Origin of the sequence: Halobaculum limi, assembly GCF_029490015.1 — an archaeon.
In the GTDB taxonomy this organism is placed as follows: Archaea; Halobacteriota; Halobacteria; order Halobacteriales; family Haloferacaceae; genus Halobaculum; species Halobaculum limi.
In genome coordinates this window covers 166121-182439 of sequence record NZ_CP120468.1, presented here as the reverse complement: position 1 = coordinate 182439, position 16319 = coordinate 166121, and the positions used below count along the sequence as shown (strand labels likewise).

The 16319-nt window shown below is 64.8% G+C and carries 12 protein-coding genes and 1 tRNA gene; 9 read left to right on the top strand and 4 right to left on the bottom strand.

Annotated features, from left to right (window positions below):
- Positions 1–5 precede the first annotated feature (5 nt).
- Entirely contained in the window at positions 6–503 is a 498-nt protein-coding gene (locus P0D77_RS00840; RefSeq protein WP_277554237.1) for a hypothetical protein, read from the bottom strand.
- 156 nt (positions 504–659) lie between these two features.
- Here P0D77_RS00840 and P0D77_RS00835 point away from each other — a divergent pair, with 156 nt between their 5' ends.
- Positions 660–1739 carry a hypothetical protein gene (locus P0D77_RS00835; RefSeq protein ID WP_277554235.1) on the top strand — a complete coding sequence of 360 codons (1080 nt, stop codon included), beginning with the start codon at positions 660–662 and terminating at the stop codon, positions 1737–1739.
- A gap of 566 nt (positions 1740–2305) precedes the next feature.
- Here P0D77_RS00835 and P0D77_RS00830 read toward each other — a convergent pair.
- Positions 2306–3568 carry a hypothetical protein gene (locus tag P0D77_RS00830; RefSeq protein WP_277554233.1) on the bottom strand — a complete coding sequence of 421 codons (1263 nt, stop codon included), beginning with the start codon at positions 3566–3568 and terminating at the stop codon, positions 2306–2308.
- A gap of 109 nt (positions 3569–3677) precedes the next feature.
- On the opposite strand from P0D77_RS00830, the gene P0D77_RS00825 reads away from it, so the two are divergent.
- From P0D77_RS00825 to artA, 3 genes are all read left to right on the top strand, one after another.
- The gene (locus P0D77_RS00825) at positions 3678–4430 is read left to right on the top strand and encodes a VOC family protein (RefSeq protein WP_277554231.1); all 753 of its coding nucleotides are present in this window, start codon (positions 3678–3680) and stop codon (positions 4428–4430) included.
- A gap of 1404 nt (positions 4431–5834) precedes the next feature.
- Positions 5835–8438 (top strand): BGTF surface domain-containing protein, encoded by a 2604-nt coding sequence (locus P0D77_RS00820; protein WP_277554229.1) that lies wholly within the window; start codon positions 5835–5837, stop codon positions 8436–8438.
- 159 nt (positions 8439–8597) lie between these two features.
- A complete protein-coding gene (artA, locus tag P0D77_RS00815) occupies positions 8598–9632 on the top strand; it encodes an archaeosortase A (RefSeq protein ID WP_277554228.1) in 1035 nt (344 codons plus the stop codon).
- 39 nt (positions 9633–9671) lie between these two features.
- Here the strand turns inward: artA and dph5 are convergent, their stop codons facing one another.
- The gene (dph5, locus tag P0D77_RS00810; RefSeq protein ID WP_277554227.1) at positions 9672–10481 is read right to left on the bottom strand and encodes a diphthine synthase; all 810 of its coding nucleotides are present in this window, start codon (positions 10479–10481) and stop codon (positions 9672–9674) included.
- Positions 10482–10737: 256 nt separating this feature from the next.
- Here dph5 and P0D77_RS00805 point away from each other — a divergent pair, with 256 nt between their 5' ends.
- The 5 genes from P0D77_RS00805 (at position 10738) to P0D77_RS00785 (ending at position 16048) form a co-directional block, all read left to right on the top strand.
- Complete coding sequence (locus tag P0D77_RS00805) at positions 10738–11985, top strand: CoA transferase (RefSeq protein WP_277554226.1); 1248 nt, start codon at positions 10738–10740, stop codon at positions 11983–11985.
- A 1-nt stretch (position 11986) separates the two neighbouring features.
- Positions 11987–13117: a GNAT family N-acetyltransferase gene (locus P0D77_RS00800; RefSeq protein ID WP_277554224.1), complete on the top strand. Its 1131-nt coding sequence runs from the start codon at positions 11987–11989 to the stop codon at positions 13115–13117.
- 169 nt (positions 13118–13286) lie between these two features.
- Positions 13287–14057, top strand: coding sequence for a mechanosensitive ion channel family protein (locus P0D77_RS00795; protein WP_277554223.1), 771 nt, complete (start codon positions 13287–13289; stop codon positions 14055–14057).
- A 327-nt stretch (positions 14058–14384) separates the two neighbouring features.
- Positions 14385–15677 (top strand): carboxylate--amine ligase, encoded by a 1293-nt coding sequence (locus P0D77_RS00790; protein ID WP_277554222.1) that lies wholly within the window; start codon positions 14385–14387, stop codon positions 15675–15677.
- Positions 15678–15862: 185 nt separating this feature from the next.
- Positions 15863–16048: a DUF7333 family protein gene (locus tag P0D77_RS00785; protein ID WP_277554221.1), complete on the top strand. Its 186-nt coding sequence runs from the start codon at positions 15863–15865 to the stop codon at positions 16046–16048.
- Positions 16049–16217: 169 nt separating this feature from the next.
- On the opposite strand, the gene P0D77_RS00780 is transcribed toward P0D77_RS00785, so the two are convergent.
- Positions 16218–16290, bottom strand: a tRNA-Thr gene (locus P0D77_RS00780).
- Positions 16291–16319: the final 29 nt, after the last annotated feature.

The window sequence follows — 16319 nt, the reverse complement described above, 5'->3', positions numbered from 1 at the left end:
GCCGCTCACGCGCGTCGTGGGTTGTCTCCGACCTCACGGACCTGTTCGTGGTAGCCGTCCTGTCGCCACACGTCCCACACGAGGTCGGTGAGTACGTGGACGTAGAGGACGACGGCCATCGCAATCGCGGCCGCGTTCGCGGTCATCCCGGGATCGACCGCGTCTCCGACTGCGCCACCCGTGGCCCACGCCACGGCGATTGCCACGGGGACGATGACGGCGTGACTGAGGAGTCGTTCGAGCGGCCAGAGGTCGCCTGCATCGAACAGCGCCGACTGGTCGACGACGGCCGCACGCGGGTTCGCCAACGCCCGCCGGGTATTCTTCCAATCGCCCCGGACAAGTCGCGCCACGAGGAAGTGGTCGAGGTCGATGAGCACGCCCGCGGCGGTCAGCGTCAGCCACGCGACCGCCGTCACCGCCGTCGTCGACCCCAGCGGCAGAACGATGAGGAGTCCAGCAGCGACGACAGCAGAGACTGTGGCGTGATGTCGGGAGTACACGTCCGGTGCCACGTCCCCGGGGTCCAAAAGCCGTCGCCTCGGTCGGGTTGTGGCTCGCGGGCACGTGCTCGGCCGTCCGCTTGCGCCCGCGCGAGAATCACTCGTGACATTTAGCGCCGAAGCGTTATGAGTACCCGGCTGGCTTCATCCGATCAGATGGATTCCGACGCGCTCGTGTGTTTCCAACAAAGCCGCCGCGGGACTGGTGAGCGGTGGTTCAAGGGGTACCGCGTCGGCGTGGACGTTCCGGACGAGTTCGTCGACCGGATGGGCCAGTACGTCCGCCGGACGCACTTCGACGGGCCCGTCGCGCCGCCGCACTGGTTCGATACCGCCGACGGCCCGGTGATGAAGGCGCGTCTCGCTGAACTCGGTGAGACGGTGGTCCCCTTCGCCACCTCAGACGTGTACGTCGTCACGCACAAACTCGTCCAACCGTTCCTCGCCGTGCCGATGGCCGTCGACGTGATCCCGACGCTCGCGAACGGCGTCCGCACCCGAGAGTACCGTGCAGACGACTGTGACGCCGACGGCGACGATGTGACGCTCGCACCGGCCCCGGACGCGACGCCGACGCGCGTCATTGACGGCGACACGTTCTCCCCACCGCTCACAGACGAGGCCGCACGCGGCGGTCGAATCGAGTGGTTCCACCTGTTCGCGTTGCGAGCGGCGTATCGCCTCGCGGTCGGCCCCCGAACGGGCGTCGTCGACACGAGCGGCGACCACCCGACGATGCGCGTCCGCGACGGCGACGGCGTCCTGTGTCTCGACTTGCTGGATACGAGCGTCCTCAAGCGCATCAACCGCGACGTGTTGTTTCTCGACTACACGCCCGGCGATGAGGGGGGCTTACTCGACAGGGCGCTCACCGAGGCGCTGCGCGACACCGCTCGCCTGCGCTACCGCTTCGCGACGCACCTCTGGAACGTTCGCCACGGCGAGAACGACCAGTGGTTCGCAGGCATCGCTCGCAACAAGAGCAAGCCGAAGTACGCTGACGAACTGGCCGCCACGCGCGGTGCGTTCCTCGAAGCACTCGCCGAGCGATACGGCCCCTCGCTGGCACCGTTCTCCGGTGGCGTCTCGGGGGCGGCGCTCCGCTGGGAGACGGGCACGCGTGCGGACACTTTCTCGTTGAGTGAACCCCCGACGTTCACCCACGACGACGCCGCAGACGTGATGGCCCGCGTCGACGCCGGGTACGTCCCCGAGAAGCGCAAGAAGCGGTTGTAAACTACCCCGCCCTACTCGCTCCCTCCCGCCTTGCGGCGGTCGGTCACTCCTTGAGGACGGGGCTTTACCGAACCGACATTGTGCCCCGCGACCCCGTGCATGGGCGCGGCCCGGCTTCCTCTTACCGTCCACGCTTCGGGCGGGGGCTTTCAGGCCCACCTTCGACCGTCCGCGTGGATTGTCCCGCCGATTTAATTCCCGGTGTTCTCACGCTCTGCCCTCAACTGAGGGGCGGGAGTCGAACCCGCTCGCGGTCGTCGTTCCCGAGTACAGGGTGCGTTGGAATCGCACCACAGGAGCCAGTTCACTGGTGGCTCTTCCCGACCCCGGCTTGTGCGAGGACGGCAGTACCACGGGGTACGTCGCGGGCGTTGTTAAACCTTCACGAACGCGCTTCCTCTCCGCTCTACCGCTCGCTTCGCTCGCGCTTGAGGACGGAGGCTCCGCGCTACCGAGTGCTGAAGGGTCAGTCGGGGTCGAGCATCGTCCGAACGCGCGTTTGGCTGGACGGCGTTCGCCCCCGTAATCGGCGGGACGATCTCGACCTGGTCCCGATCTACTGGCGCCTACTGCCACCCCACCCACGGCGTCGGCGTCGAGCTGTCCGAGTCATAGGATCCACTCCGGCCGTGACAAATGAGCCGGCCGTCGACGACGCTAGCGAGCGCCTGCAGGTGCTCGTCTGCACGGAACCGATGGTAGCCCGCCCACCGGACGGCACCGTCGGGATCGGTCGCGCCCAGCCAGATACGCCCGCGGGTGTGGCCGGCCAGCCGCGGGCCGCCGTCGTCGACGATGGCCGCGGGGAACAACTCGCCTGGCCTTGTCTCGTCGGCGTTCGGATCGAACACGCGCGTCCACTCGACGGCCCCCTCGCGCCCGGGATCGAGGGCCAACAGCAGGACGTGGTTGTCACCCGTCGCGTACTGTTCGGTCCTCGCGACGGCGTACGTTCCCGTGTCGCCGACGGCGAGCCCCTCGACGATGTACGACTCGGTGCCGCGGCGGACTCGTCGCTCCCACCGTCGGGTCCCTTCGTGGTCGACGGCGACGACCCACACGTCGTCGCTCCGGGAGCCCCCCGCGAGGTAGCCGTTCGTCGTGGGCGTGACGGCCCAGAACCGCTCGTTGGCATCCGGCGTGTCGAACGTGACCCGACGGGCGACGGTACCGTCGGCATCGACCCACAGGAGGACGGCTGCGCCGTTCCCGTTGGAGTCGTCCGGGGGCTGCTTCACCCCGGCGGCTACGAGCGTGCTGTCGACGACGGCGACGTCAGAGACGACCGTCCGCTCACCGAGGTCCGTCTCGAAGACGCGCGCCCCGGTTTCGATCCCGCGGAGCCACGTGCGGAACGTGTCGTCGTCGCGCCGGTACCCTCCGACCACCGTTCTATCACCGAGATGCCGGTGGAACAGGATCTCGCTGGTGGGCAAGTCCTCGACGGCGATGCGCTCGCCGGGCCGTCCGTCAGCGGTCACGTCGACGAGCGTGGCGGTTGTCGTGCCCCCGCCCCACTGGCCCGTGAGCAACACGGAGGCACCGTCGCCGCGGGGCGCGACATCTGTCGCGTTCGAGAATGAGCCGTCGAAGGTATGTTCGTCGGCGAACGCCGGGGGTGCCGCGGCACCCTCCGGAACGGCGTCGCGACCCAGCGGCGGCGGGCCGTCGAACGGTTCCGCGGTCGCTTCGGTCGCGGTCGGCGTTCGTGTCGAACCGGCCGTGGCGGTCGGGTCGGCCGTCTCGGTCGCGGGTCCGCCGCCGAGACAGCCTCCCAGGAGGGTCGCGCCAGCTGCCGCCAGCACCGAGCGTCTGCTGCGGGGACGCATATGCCAGGCGTACGACGCGCCGTGAAGAAAACCCTGTGCCGGGGGCGTCGTCGCCGCGGGCGGTTCCCCGTTCGGTACGCTTTTCGACGCCGCGGGAGTTGTCACGCGTATGGCGTACACGCTCGACCACGTGATGATGCGGGTGGAAGACGACGAGGAGGCTATCGACTGGTACACGACACATCTCGACTACGAGGTGAAAGGAGAGATGGACGGCGGCGACTTCACGAACTACTTCCTCGGGCCCGAGGACATGCACGAGGACGGTGCCATCCTCGAACTCACCTACAACCACGGCGACCACTCTTACGAGATGGGCGACGCCTGGGGCCACATCGCCGTCCGCGTCGAGGACGTCGAGGAGGCGTACGCGGAACTGATGGACGAGGGCGTCGAGGACTATCGCCCGCCCGAGGAGAACCCCGGCTACGCGTTCGTCAAAGACCCCGACGGTCACGAGATCGAGATCGTCGAGCGCGACCACGGCGCTCGCTGGTCCATCGATCACACGATGATCCGCGTCGAGGACGCCACCGAGGCGCTCGGCTACTGGACGCGCACCTTCGAGTACGAACACACCGGCCGCTGGGAGGCCGACACGTTCGCGAACTACTTCATGAAGCCCGAGGACGCCGCGCCTGAGGAGATGGCTGTCGAGCTCACCTACAACTACGACGGCCGCACCTACGAGATGGGCGACGCCTGGGGGCATCTTTGCGTGCGCGTGGACGACCTCGACGACGACTGGGAAGCGGTGATGACCCGCGAGTCCGAGGACTACCGCGACCCTGACTCCTGCAATCACAACTACGCGTTCACGAAAGACCAGGACGGCCACGAGATCGAACTGATCGAACGGTAATCACTGCACCTGCCGGGATCAGCCGCGAGTGACTCCCAAACACCTGTTTCTTTCGCTGACTGTTTCGTCCGTTGCGACCCAGATTGCTGTCCGAAACTATCCGAAACGGTCCTCAAGGATTATTGTACCACCCGGATACCGCTCATTCAAGATGCACACCGCTGGGGAGACACGGGGGGAAGCGATTGACTACTACGAGTGCCGACACTGCGGACTGACCGTTACCGCACGGGTCGACGGGTGTCCGCTGTGTGGACGCTCGATCGCACACTACTCGCTGCAGTAGGCGAGGCACGGTCAGGCGGGCACGAGAACCTGATTGTCACAATCGGTGAGAGTCAGTCTATCGGCGTGAAACGGGCTCTACGACTCATACCGTTCGTTGCTTAGGGATCACAATCGATGTGTATCGCCGGAAGAGCAGGCCAGGGACGGTGCAAGAGAGAGTGATGAAGAACCATCTGGCGGAGCCACCCAAGGCAAGCGATGCAAGACAGAACTACCGACCTTCGAAGAGCGACATCGACACTCGGGGATCGCTTCACATCACCTACGCACCCGACTTCGCTCACGCTGACGGGGTCGCTCGTTGCGGGTGAGGATTGCCCGTGACCTCGGCGTTGAAGCTGGAACTGCTACCGTTGGAATCGATAGACGAGAACCGATTGTGAAACTATTTGCACGCACGATAGGCCCCTCGACACCGACTAACTCCAGGGCGCAGAGTGCGCGTACAGGCCTGCTAGGCCCGAATTGTGGGGTATTTGCTCCACCCAGGCTGTTGTGTCCGACCACTCCCACACTTCGATGTTCGAGTCTGCTCTTACTCTCTTCCGGGGCCGTTCGCCGACTGTGATCACAGATTCGACGCCGCTGCAGGCTTGAAACTCGCGCTACAGCGAGTATGACCCGTTAGATCCGATTGTGGAAGAGGTAATGGTGAGGTTCGTCCGCGTTGATGGCCACCCGACAGTGGTCGAGCTCCGAGAACACGGACAACCACGATGAGTGTACCAGCGGGCATTCAAGATGATTCCCAATTCGGTCCAAATTGCGTCATAAGCAGCTGTGACCCCCGTTAAACACATTTAGCTACTCGCTGGCTGAGTGGAATATACGTGATTACTGAGTGAGAAGTATATTATTTGTATATGTGTTTTGTGGCTCGATCCGTCGATCGCCTGAAAACAGGCAGCAGGGACACTGAGAACCAATAACACACCTCGGCGAACCACACAAAGTATTTACCGGAGACGTTGGAAAGGTTCGACGTACCCCTACCCATGGTGGCTCGCGTGAATCACTCCAAGTCACGCCGGGGCGGTCTCGGCTGTGGCGTAGGTCTGCGGAAGGAGTCGGTTGCGAGGGTTGCCGCTTGCGGTGCGATGCAATCCAAAGCAAACTATGACAGACTATAACAAGAAGATCCGCGCCCTGATCCTGGCGGCGCTGATGGTGTTCTCCGTTTTCGCGGGCACCGTCGCGTTCACCGGGACAGCGGCAGCGGCCGACTCACCGTCGGTTAACACGTTCACCAACACGGACGTGACCGAAGGAACGACGGTGACTCACGACGTTTCCTTCACGGTACAGAACATCAGTGACGACGGTAACACGGACACCTTCACGGTGTCGCTGCCCTCCCAGGCAGAGATCACCAGCACAAGCGGCTTCGAGATCACGAACGCCTCCGGCGATTCGATCTCGACCACTGGTGGTCCGTCCCTGACGGACGCGCGCGGTGGCTCGAACAACGCGGTGACGTTCGACATCTCGCCTGACACCAGCGCGACCAACCAGACGGTGACGGTGAACTTCACCGCAACCGTCGACTGGGGCAACGTCGCGAGCGACACGCAATCGTCTGCGAACCTCACCGTTACGGACGGCGGTAACGCGGACATCAATGACGTTGCAGTCCAGACGCTCAACATCGAAGCGGTGTCCACGTCTGGCTCCGCTGACGTCAACCTGACCAGCACCACCGACGAGCCTGTCGTCTGGGCCGGTCAGTCTGTCGGCACCTCGCAGTTCGGTGACGACGTCGACGTGACGCTCCGCCGCAACACCAGTGACGGCTCCGACCTCATCTCGCAGCGTAACACTGGCCCCGACGGCTACGTTACGTTCAGCACGGAGGGTCGCGAGACTGGCTCCTACTTCATCACGGACGGTACGGACACCTACCCGTTCGAACTCGCTGAGCAGGACCTCTCGGTCTCCTTCAGCGAGGACGAGGTCGACAACTCCGGTCCGAGCGACAACGTTGAAGTCGAGTTCGAGGCTGACTCGAACCGCGCAAACTACAACCACGTCCTTGAGGCCACGTACGACGGCGACGACGTCGACGCTGAGGACCTTCAGGACATTCTCGGTGGCGATAGCGTGGGCGACGTCCGCGATGCTGACGACGACGACGAAAACGAACTCGTTGTCGCTGGCTCCGCGACTGACTCGTTCACCGCGAACTTCTCCGGTATGGACGCAGGTAACTACACCATCACCTCGACGGTCGAGGACACTGGTGTCTCGGACTCCGCGTCGGTCACCGTGATCGACGTCGGTGCTGGCGAGTCGAACTTCCAGGACGGCAACGTCGAAGTCCCGAAGGGCGACATCGCTAACATCACGGTCGAACTCGACGGTGCTGCCTCCTCCGCGACGGTCGTCGTCGGGGACGAGGACGAGGACGGTTACCAGGCGAACATCAGTGTTGAGGACGGTGACGACGACGGCGAAGTCACCATCGAGTTCAACACGTACACGGCTGGCTCCGCCACCGCGTTCGACAACGACAACATCGTCTCTGCTGCGGGCAGCGACGACACCGCGGAACTCACCGGTCAGACGAACATCAGCGCGATCCTCGCGACGGGCGAGTACACGATCGCGACCAGCACGTCCGAGGACCCCGCAACGGTCCTCGACTCGCCGCAGGACATCGGTACGCTGTTCTTCGCTGAGCGCAGCACCGACAGTATGCAGCTCTGGACGGCGCCCGGTGGCGCCGACCTGGACGCTGACGGTGAAGACGGCGTGACTGAGAGTGACGTCGTGTCGCTCATCGAGGACGGTGCCGTCACGCAGGACGACACCATCACCGCAGGCGACTACGTCATCCACCAGGTCACCGCGACCGGCCTGGAGGGTGTCGTCGAGGCTCAGGGCGGCCTTAGTGACGCAGTCACTAACGGCAACCTGACCCTCACTGTCGAGCAGACCAACCCGGTCCAGAACCGTGACCCCAAGGTCATCAACGTCCTTGACTCCGGTGACGCTGTCACCCTCATCGAGGGCGACGGTGCCTACTACGTTGCGGTCGACACCGGCTCCAACGAACTGAACGTCACGCGTAACGGCGACCCCGTCGATGTTGCCTCGGGCGACGAGTTCCAGGCAACCTTCACGGTCGCTGACGACCGTCTCCTCGAGTCCGACGAGGAAGAGGACGAGGAGTCCGTCAACGCGACGTTCGAGGTCGAGTCCATCGACACCGAGCTCGACGCTGACCCGGTCTCCGTCTCCGCTTCGAGTGACCAGGTCATCTCCGGAACGACCAACCTGGCGCCCGGCACCGAGCTGACCATCCGCGTCCGCTCCACGGGCGACACCCAGCCACGGTTCTTCAACACGGAGACCGTGACTGTGCAGGCTGACGGCACGTACAACGCGTCGTTCAACTTCTCGGGCCAGTCCGAGGGTGACACGTTCAGCGTGACCGTCCGCGGCCCCGGCGAGGACGTCACGGCTGACGGTCAGGTCGGCCAGGCCTCCACGGCCACGCCGACTGCAACCGCGACGCCGTCTGACGACACCGCGACTGCGACGGCGACCGCGACCGCGACGGCCACTGCGACGGCCACCGCGACCGCGACGCCGTCTGACTCCGGTGGCGACGACACCGCGACGCCGACTGAGACCGAGTCGACGACGCCCGGCTTCGGTGCCGTGCTCGCCGTCATCGCGCTCATCGGTGCTGCGCTGCTCGCCGCTCGCCGCGACAACTAAATAACGACTGACCGGGCGTAACCCGGTCACCTTCCGCTTCACGCGGACCCTTTCTTTCGACGCGCCACACCCACAGCGACAGCCGTGTCGCTCGCGGTCGCGCACGACCATCACACCAGACGACAAGGGCTTTACCCGAGAGCGCCGATCTGAGAACGAATGGCGAGTCTCTTCACCGACCTCCTCGGGTGGGTGGTGATCGCGACGTTCCTCGCGGCCGCCGGCGTCGAGTACGTTCGCCGACACCGCACGGGGTCGTCCGACCGAGTGGTGGCGCTTCGCCAGCGTCTCGATTCACTCGCAGTCCCGCCCGAACGAACGCTCGCGACTGCCGGGTGGGGCCTGTTCGCGGCCTTCTGGCTGGCGCTGTTCCCACACTTCGCGTTCACGCAGAAGAGCTACGTCGAGGGCGTCCTCTCGTTACTGGCGGTGCCCGCGTGTCTGTACGCCGGGTGGCTGCTGTGGAATGGGCGTGACTCATTGCTCGTCCTCTCGCGGGCCGTCGCCGCGATGGGCGTCGTCTACTTCCCGTTCGAGACGGTCGAACCGCTCAAGCGGACGCTCATCCTCGTCGTCACCGACCAGACCGGGTGGCTCATCGGGCAACTCGGCTACGACCCCGAACGGGTCACCGGGCCGGTCCTTGGCTACCACAACGCCTATCGCTTCGTCACGCCCGAGAACCACGGCCTGCTGTTCGAAATCGTTCTCGCGTGTACCGGCCTTGGGAGTATGGCCATCTTCGCCGGCCTCATCGCGGCGGTTCGCGCCCCGTTCGGGCGTAAGGTGCGAGCGCTTGCGGTCTCCATCCCGATCATCTGGCTGTTGAACGTCCTGCGGACGACGTTCATCGGCATCACGTTCGGCAACCAATACCTGCAACTGTTCGTTGATGAGGTCCTCCTGCTGTTCGGGTCGAGCGACCCGTATATGGTGTCGTTCTTCCTCTCCGACCGGGTCATCTCACAGGTGCTGGCGGTCGTCGCCCTCGTCGGCATCACCTACCTCGTCGTCCGGGAATTGCCCGAACTCGTCACCGTCATTGAGGACGTCCTCTATATGATCACGAAAGAGGAGTACGACCTCTTGGAGTCGCTCGACCTGCCGCGAGAACCGGCGACGACGGACCCCGCCTACCGGGCCGACGGCGATGGCCGTACGAGCGACGCACCCGGCGACGACCGAACGCGATAACGAGAGACCGGCTCCGGATCTTCAGACGTAGAAGCGACCTTATCGCTCCGGCAGTGCCGATCGCGGACACCCACCCAGCTCTGCGAGTGCCTCCGCTTCGAGGTGGTGAATCTCACCGGGGATGACGAGGAGGTGAAGCGGATCGCCGAACTCACGCGTCGATAGCGCCCCCAGCGTGTCGGCGGCGACGACCGGGTCGGGACTGCCCGCACGCGCGACGGCGACGCCGACGGCGTCGTCGTCCCAGTCGCGTGCCAGCGCGTTCGCCGCGTGGTCGGCAGTCATGTACTCGTCTGGTTCGCCCTCTGCAGGACCGGCGGGCGAGGAGCCAGCGACCTTGATATCGAGGTACACGAGCGTGTGCAGACCACGCTCGCGGTTCGCTTCGATGCCGTCGATGACACTCTGTGGCGTCCCGTCGGCGCCGTGGGCGTACTCGAACGGCAACGTAACGGCCTTTCCGAACCGGTAGTTCTGGAGCCCCGTGAGCGACGAGGCGGCCGACTGGGCGGTGACACCGTGGATCACTCGCGTCTCGATGCCACGTTCGGCCGCGCGAACCCGGAGGTCGACGTGCGTCGTCGATATCATGGTGTCGCCGGCGGTGCAGAAGGCGACGTCGCCGTCGGCGGCGGCGTCGAGGATCGGTTCGGGGTCGCGTTCGACGCCGTCGCGGTCGCGAACCTCGATATCGATCCCGTGGTGGCGTTCGAGGTCGGCGACGGTGGTTCCGGCGAGGCGACTGGTGTAAAACTCTGCGAACACGCGGTCGGCAGATCGGAGGGCGTCGCGGCCCTCGACGGTGACCGACCGTTCGTCCCACAGCCCCAGTCCGATGAACGTGAGCATACCGTCGCGAGGCCGGCACGGCGCTTCCCGGTTTCGCTCTGTGGTGCAGATCGGTGACCGACGTGCATCGCTCGTAGGTGATCCGCTCCCGCCACCTGCTATCGGTTCGTTCCGATTAACGATCGGCGGCCGACTGAATAACCCTCCTGTCGTACGGGTGACTTTCTTGGGTAGATTCTCGCAGTTGTGTGCTATCGTCTTCCTACGAGGAAATTCACGCAAAATAACATTACGTATCCCTCGGGTGGGGTAGGCTATGGGTTCACTCGACGATCTCGCAGTACTCGACCTTACTCGCGTTTTGGGAGGTCCGTACTGCACGATGCTGCTCGCCGATATGGGGGCGAACGTCCTCAAAGTCGAGCCACCGGGAGGCGACTGGGTGAGACGAACACCACCGTTTCACCACGACGACGAGAGCGAAGCGTACGGTGGCTACTTCCAGAGCGTCAATCGCGGGAAGTTGAGTCTTGAACTTGATTTGACTGACGAGGACGACCGCGAGGACTTCCTCAGTCTCGTCGACCGCGCGGACGTCCTCGTTGAGAACTACCGTGCGGGGACGATGGAGCGGTTCGACCTCTCGTATGAGACGCTACACGAGCGCAATCCCGGTCTCGTGTACGCCGCGATTCGCGGGTTTGGCGACCCGCGAACAGGTGCGACGTCACAGCAACAGCGCCCCGCGTACGACCTCATCGTCCAGGCAATGGCCGGCGTGATGCAGATTAACGGGCAACCTGACGACCCACCGACGAAGTTCGGTATCGGGATCGGTGACCTGTTCACCGGCGCGTTGAGCGCCGTCGGCATCCTCTCGGCGCTCCATCACCGCGAACGAACCGGCGAGGGGCAGTTTGTCGACACCTCGATGTACGACGCGATGGTGTCGATGTGCGAGCGGACGGTGTACCAGTACTCGATGACAGGCGAGGTCCCCGGGCGGAACGGCAACTCACATCCGATCCTCTTCCCATACGATGCGTTCCCCGCGAGCGACGGCCAGGTCGTCATCGCGGCCATCGGCCCCAGCCAGTGGGATAACCTCGTTGAGGCCATCGGCCGACCAGAATTGACGGCCTTCCGCGAGCAGTCAGTCCGGCTGGAGAATCGTGAGTGGCTTCGCGAGACTATCTCTGACTGGACGAGCGAGCGGACCGTCGAGGAGGTACTCGACGTCTTAGAGACGGTCGTGCCGACGGCTCCCGTCCGAACCGTTGCCGACGTGTTCGCCGACGGCATTGCCGACAGCCGAGAGATGCTGGTGGAGTTGGGCATCCCCGGAACCGATAACCAGGTGACTGTCGCCGGGTCGCCGATTAAGATGACGGCGACGCCGACGGGTCCGACGGGGCCCGCGCCGTTGCTTGACCAACACCGGGGTGACCTCCTCGACGGCGACGACGACTCCTGGCCGGAGACGACCGAGTTGCTCGATGAGGCTGCGAACGGACGCGTGCCGACGCGAACCGACGGGTCGGGGGATGGCGATCCGGAGGAGTGAGATGCACACTGTGTCAAGTAACGTAGCTAACGAGGGCGCATACGCGGTCAGACTATTCAGGCCGGACGACCGCGACAGCTACCTTGACCTTCACGAGACGGTCTTCGGCCACGCTGGCGACGCTTGGTTCGACTGGAAATTCGTCGACAACCCCTACTTCGACCACGTCCCCGTCGTCGTCGCCGTCGACGGCGACCGAGTGATCGGCGCAAAGTCCGGTGTCGGCTTCGAAGTCGCTCACGAGGGCTTGTCGTTGCCCGCGCTCCAACCCGGCGATACGATGGTCCACCCAGAGTACCGACGTCAGGGCGTGTACTCGCGGATGACGGAGTTTATGAAGGAAGCGTACGATGGCGGCCCAGCGGCGCTATTTTTCAATTATCCGAACCACGCGACGCTTCCGGGCAGCCTCAAACACGGCTGGTGCGAGGTCGGCACGGTCTCTACTCGCTATCGCGTTCACAACCCGGTCGAGTTCGTCGAGACCTCGCTGGGCCCGGTAGCGAGCGTCGCCGAACCCGTCGCCCGAGCTGTGGTCGGCGGGGCCCTCAGGGTCGCTCGCACGCGTGCCCCGTCTGATCGCACCCTCACTGTTCGTCGACATCCTCTGCTCCCGGTCGAGACACTCGCGGACCTGTACCGGCGTTCGGTTCCTGATCGTCTCCACGTCGTCCGCGACGAGACGTACTTCGACTGGCGCTTCGGCAACCCCAACTGGCACTACACCGCCTACACCGTCGAACGGGCGGGCCGGCCCGTCTTAGGTGCCGTTGTCGGTCGCGACGCGACCGAGGGGCAGTCGCGTGCGGCGCTGACGGAGGTGCTTCCGCTCCGGTCGGAGCGGCTTCACGCCTCCGCTGGCGAGCGTGAACGGCGTGACGCAGAGACCGCGCTCCTCGACCGCGTCCTCCGAGAATTCCGTGACGTGGATGTCGTCACGGCCGCCGATGGATCCATCCACGAGTCGGTGTTCTCGGCGTTCGGCTTCCTCCCGGACACACGTCCGCCGCTCTCGATGGCCGCCTCTCCGAGCACGCTCGTTGCGTATCCGTTGACGCCGGAAGTCGAGCGAATCGGGTTCGACTCCCTCGACGACTGGGTCGTCGGTCTCGGTGACCGGGACACTAACTGATCGGCGCTTCGGGTGGCGGTGACTTCCGCCCACGCCCTCGTCGTCTGTCGATCTTCGAGTCGGTAGCGTCTGTGTATCTCGATTCCGAGTAGGGTCTCCTTTGGATGAGAATCTCGATATTCGTGGCAGTTTCTAACTAACACACGAGCGTGCGTACGTGTAGTCTGCGATGACACTCGAAGTCGAAGCAAGCCAGTTTATCGTACAGGTCGGGTTCACCGAATCGCTCCAGCAGACGGTCGCAGAACTCCTCGCGTTCCTCCCACGCCTCCTCGGTGCGGTCGCCGTCCTCCTGATCGGGTGGGTCTTGGGTCTCGGCGTGGCACGTGTCATCCGCGTCCTCGCCGATCGCATCGAGATAGACCGAGCGGTGTTGGCGACGCCGTTGGGGTCGATCCTCGGCGGGACTGAAGCGGCGGTCTCGAAGGCGTTCGGGACGCTCGGAAAGTGGTTCGTCTACGCGGTCGCGATCCTCACGGCGGCGGACGTGCTCGCGATCCCAGTCCTGTCGCAGTGGATCCAAGAGGCCGTCTCGTACCTCCCGGCGTTCGTGGCCGGGTTGCTGGTGATCGTGTTGGGCTTCGTCGTCGCTGACTTCATCGGCGACGCTATCACCCGAACGGAGGCGGCGACCGAGACGGGCTACACCTCGTGGTTCGCGACGGCCGCGCGCTTGTTCCTGTACTTCACAGTGCTCGTCATCGGCCTGTCGACGATGGGCGTCGACACCAACATCCTCACCGTGTTCGCCCAGGCGACGGCGTGGGGCCTCGCGGCGGCGCTGGCCATCGGCATCGGTATCGCACTCGGGTGGGGTGGCCACACCTACGTCCAGGAGAACATCGCCGACTGGGCCGGCCGCATCTCGGCGGCGACCCCGCGGCCCGAGGGCCGCGAGCGGATGGAGGGCGGTGAGGCTCCCGCGGCCGACGACGACTGATCGGGGTCGCGGCCCGACCGTCGCACCTCCTCGGGGCGTACTGGTCAGCGGACGGACTCCGGTCTCCGACCCTCCGTCCAGGACCCCTACTTGTTGACACGATTTTATCTACTTACTGACGCTTGATACCGGTCGAATCCCTACCGTCGGTGTCGTCGGGGCTCAGGTAGTGCGGTTTTGCTGTCCGCACACGTGTCACCGTCTTCCGTCCGCGAGTGGCAGGGTCGGCAGTTCACGCTCGCGAGGCGGATTCGGCTGAAAGGTCTGCTTACACGCCGCCACCAGTCGATATAACAATCCCCGTCGCTCGCGAGTCACCGGACATCGATGACTCTTGCCAATGGTTCGGTACTCGTACTCGATGCGAACGGGCAGGCTGGCCTCTCACTGGTCAGGTCGCTCGGTCGACGCGGACTGTCGGTGACTGCCGGGAGCCACGTACGCTCCTCGCTGGGGCGACTCTCGCGTCACAGCGTCGGCGGCTATCACCACCCGGACCCACACCGCTCGGAACAACGGTTCGTCGACCACCTCCTCGAACATCTGGAGGCGTCCTCGTACGAGGTGGTGTTCCCCGTACTGGACTCAACGTCGGCGGTGTGTTCGCGCCACAAGGAGACGCTCGAACGCACCGGAACGACCGTCGCCGTCGAAGACTGGGAGCGATTCGCCATCCCGTACGACAAGGCCCGACTGTTCCGACTGGCCACCTCGTTGCCCGTCCGCACGCCCGAGACGTGGACGCCCGAATCGCCGGCGACGGTGGCGGCGCTCGCGGACGACATCACCTACCCGGTGGTCGTGAAACCACGGAGCAAGACGGTGTGGGACTCGGAGGGCGAGTGTCACTTCACCCGCGTCGGTGACGACAACTACGCCGACTCACCGGCGGAACTGGTCGAGACGTACGAACGCCTCCTCGAACGCCACCCGGTGCTGGCAGAAGAAGACCACTACCCGATGGTCCAAGCGCGGATTCCGGGGTCGACGACGACGACGGTCGTCCTCGCCGACGCCGGTGAGATTCTCCTCCACTTCCAAGAAGAGCGTGTCCGCACGTACCCCGCTTCGGGCGGGGAGTCGACGCTGTTGCGCCCAGTTCACGACCCCGAGATGTTCGAGGCCGCCGAGACAATCATCCGGGCACTCGAGTGGACCGGCCCAGCGATGGTCGAGTTCATGCGCACGCCCGCCGGCGAGTCGTACCTCATCGAGGTGAACGGCCGCTACTGGGGGTCGGTGCCGTTCGCCATCGAGAGCGGCGTCGACATCCCGTGGCACCACTACCGCCTCCTCCGCGGCGAGACGGTCGACCCGCCGGATTACACCAATCCGGTTCCGCTGTTTCACCGACTCCTCTACGGCGACGTGAAATGGCTCTCCGAGCAACTGCGTGCCGGGAACCCGGCGGCTATCGCACAGTTCCTATGGGCGTGCTTTGTCGCGAAACAGGCGTTCGTCTCGGTGAACGACCCGGTGCCGACGCTCCGTTCGCTCGTTGGCGTCGCCGCCGTCGGCGGTCGAACGGCCGCGCGCCGCCTCCGAACGGTCGCTGCACGCGGCGGTCGGTCGGTCGCCGGGCCGGTCCCAGACGACGTGGTGACGCCACGTGGGAACTGAGTCGGGGACAAATAGCCGACCGACCACCCTGTCGAACTCCTGGTAACGTGACTGGTGTCGCGTGGTGAATCGAGCACGGCTATCGATCACTCGGTCGCTGTCTACATTCCGCCGCGGGGTGTCTCCCAGCGTCTCAGGGGGTCTGGTTCCTCAACGATTTTGTCTGTCCAGCCCCAACGCAGTGTATGGAATTCGACTTCGCGCGCTCGGTGCTCCCGCTCGCTGCAATCGTCGCCGTCGCGGCGGTCGCGCTCACGTCCGTGATGACCGCCTCGACGGTGTTCATGATGGTCCTGCCCTCGATGATCGTCTTCTCGGTCGTCGCGTTCTTCCTCGGGATGAAACACGGCGAGTTCCGCGCCAGTCCCTGACGGATCGGATCGCCAACCCCCGCTTACGTTCACTCCACGGTGTGTCGACCACGGGTACCTTCAGGTACCCAGTTTGCGCTCTATGTCTCGCGTGGCTTCGACAGTTGCCATTGGCTGGGGAGTTCGACGGCGCCAACGCTGTGAAAGCTCGTTCTGAGAGAGAACGGAGAGCCGGTGGAGGGATTTGAACCCTCGGCCTATTCCTTACGAAGGAATCGCTCTGCCAGCTGAGCTACACCGGCGCGTGCAATCCATCGTACTGCTATCACGG

Excerpts from the sequence above, each read along its gene's own strand:
- P0D77_RS00795 (WP_277554223.1), top strand. The coding sequence starts at position 13,287 with ATGACACTCGAAGTCGAAGCAAGCCAGTTTATCGTACAGGTCGGGTTC.
- P0D77_RS00825 (WP_277554231.1), top strand. The coding sequence starts at position 3,678 with ATGGCGTACACGCTCGACCACGTGATGATGCGGGTGGAAGACGACGAG.
- P0D77_RS00805 (WP_277554226.1), top strand. The coding sequence starts at position 10,738 with ATGGGTTCACTCGACGATCTCGCAGTACTCGACCTTACTCGCGTTTTG.
- dph5 (WP_277554227.1), bottom strand. The coding sequence starts at position 10,481 with ATGCTCACGTTCATCGGACTGGGGCTGTGGGACGAACGGTCGGTCACC.
- P0D77_RS00820 (WP_277554229.1), top strand. The coding sequence starts at position 5,835 with ATGACAGACTATAACAAGAAGATCCGCGCCCTGATCCTGGCGGCGCTG.
- P0D77_RS00835 (WP_277554235.1), top strand. The coding sequence starts at position 660 with ATGGATTCCGACGCGCTCGTGTGTTTCCAACAAAGCCGCCGCGGGACT.
- artA (WP_277554228.1), top strand. The coding sequence starts at position 8,598 with ATGGCGAGTCTCTTCACCGACCTCCTCGGGTGGGTGGTGATCGCGACG.
- P0D77_RS00790 (WP_277554222.1), top strand. The coding sequence starts at position 14,385 with ATGACTCTTGCCAATGGTTCGGTACTCGTACTCGATGCGAACGGGCAG.
- P0D77_RS00800 (WP_277554224.1), top strand. The coding sequence starts at position 11,987 with ATGCACACTGTGTCAAGTAACGTAGCTAACGAGGGCGCATACGCGGTC.
- P0D77_RS00830 (WP_277554233.1), bottom strand. The coding sequence starts at position 3,568 with ATGCGTCCCCGCAGCAGACGCTCGGTGCTGGCGGCAGCTGGCGCGACC.
- P0D77_RS00785 (WP_277554221.1), top strand. The coding sequence starts at position 15,863 with ATGGAATTCGACTTCGCGCGCTCGGTGCTCCCGCTCGCTGCAATCGTC.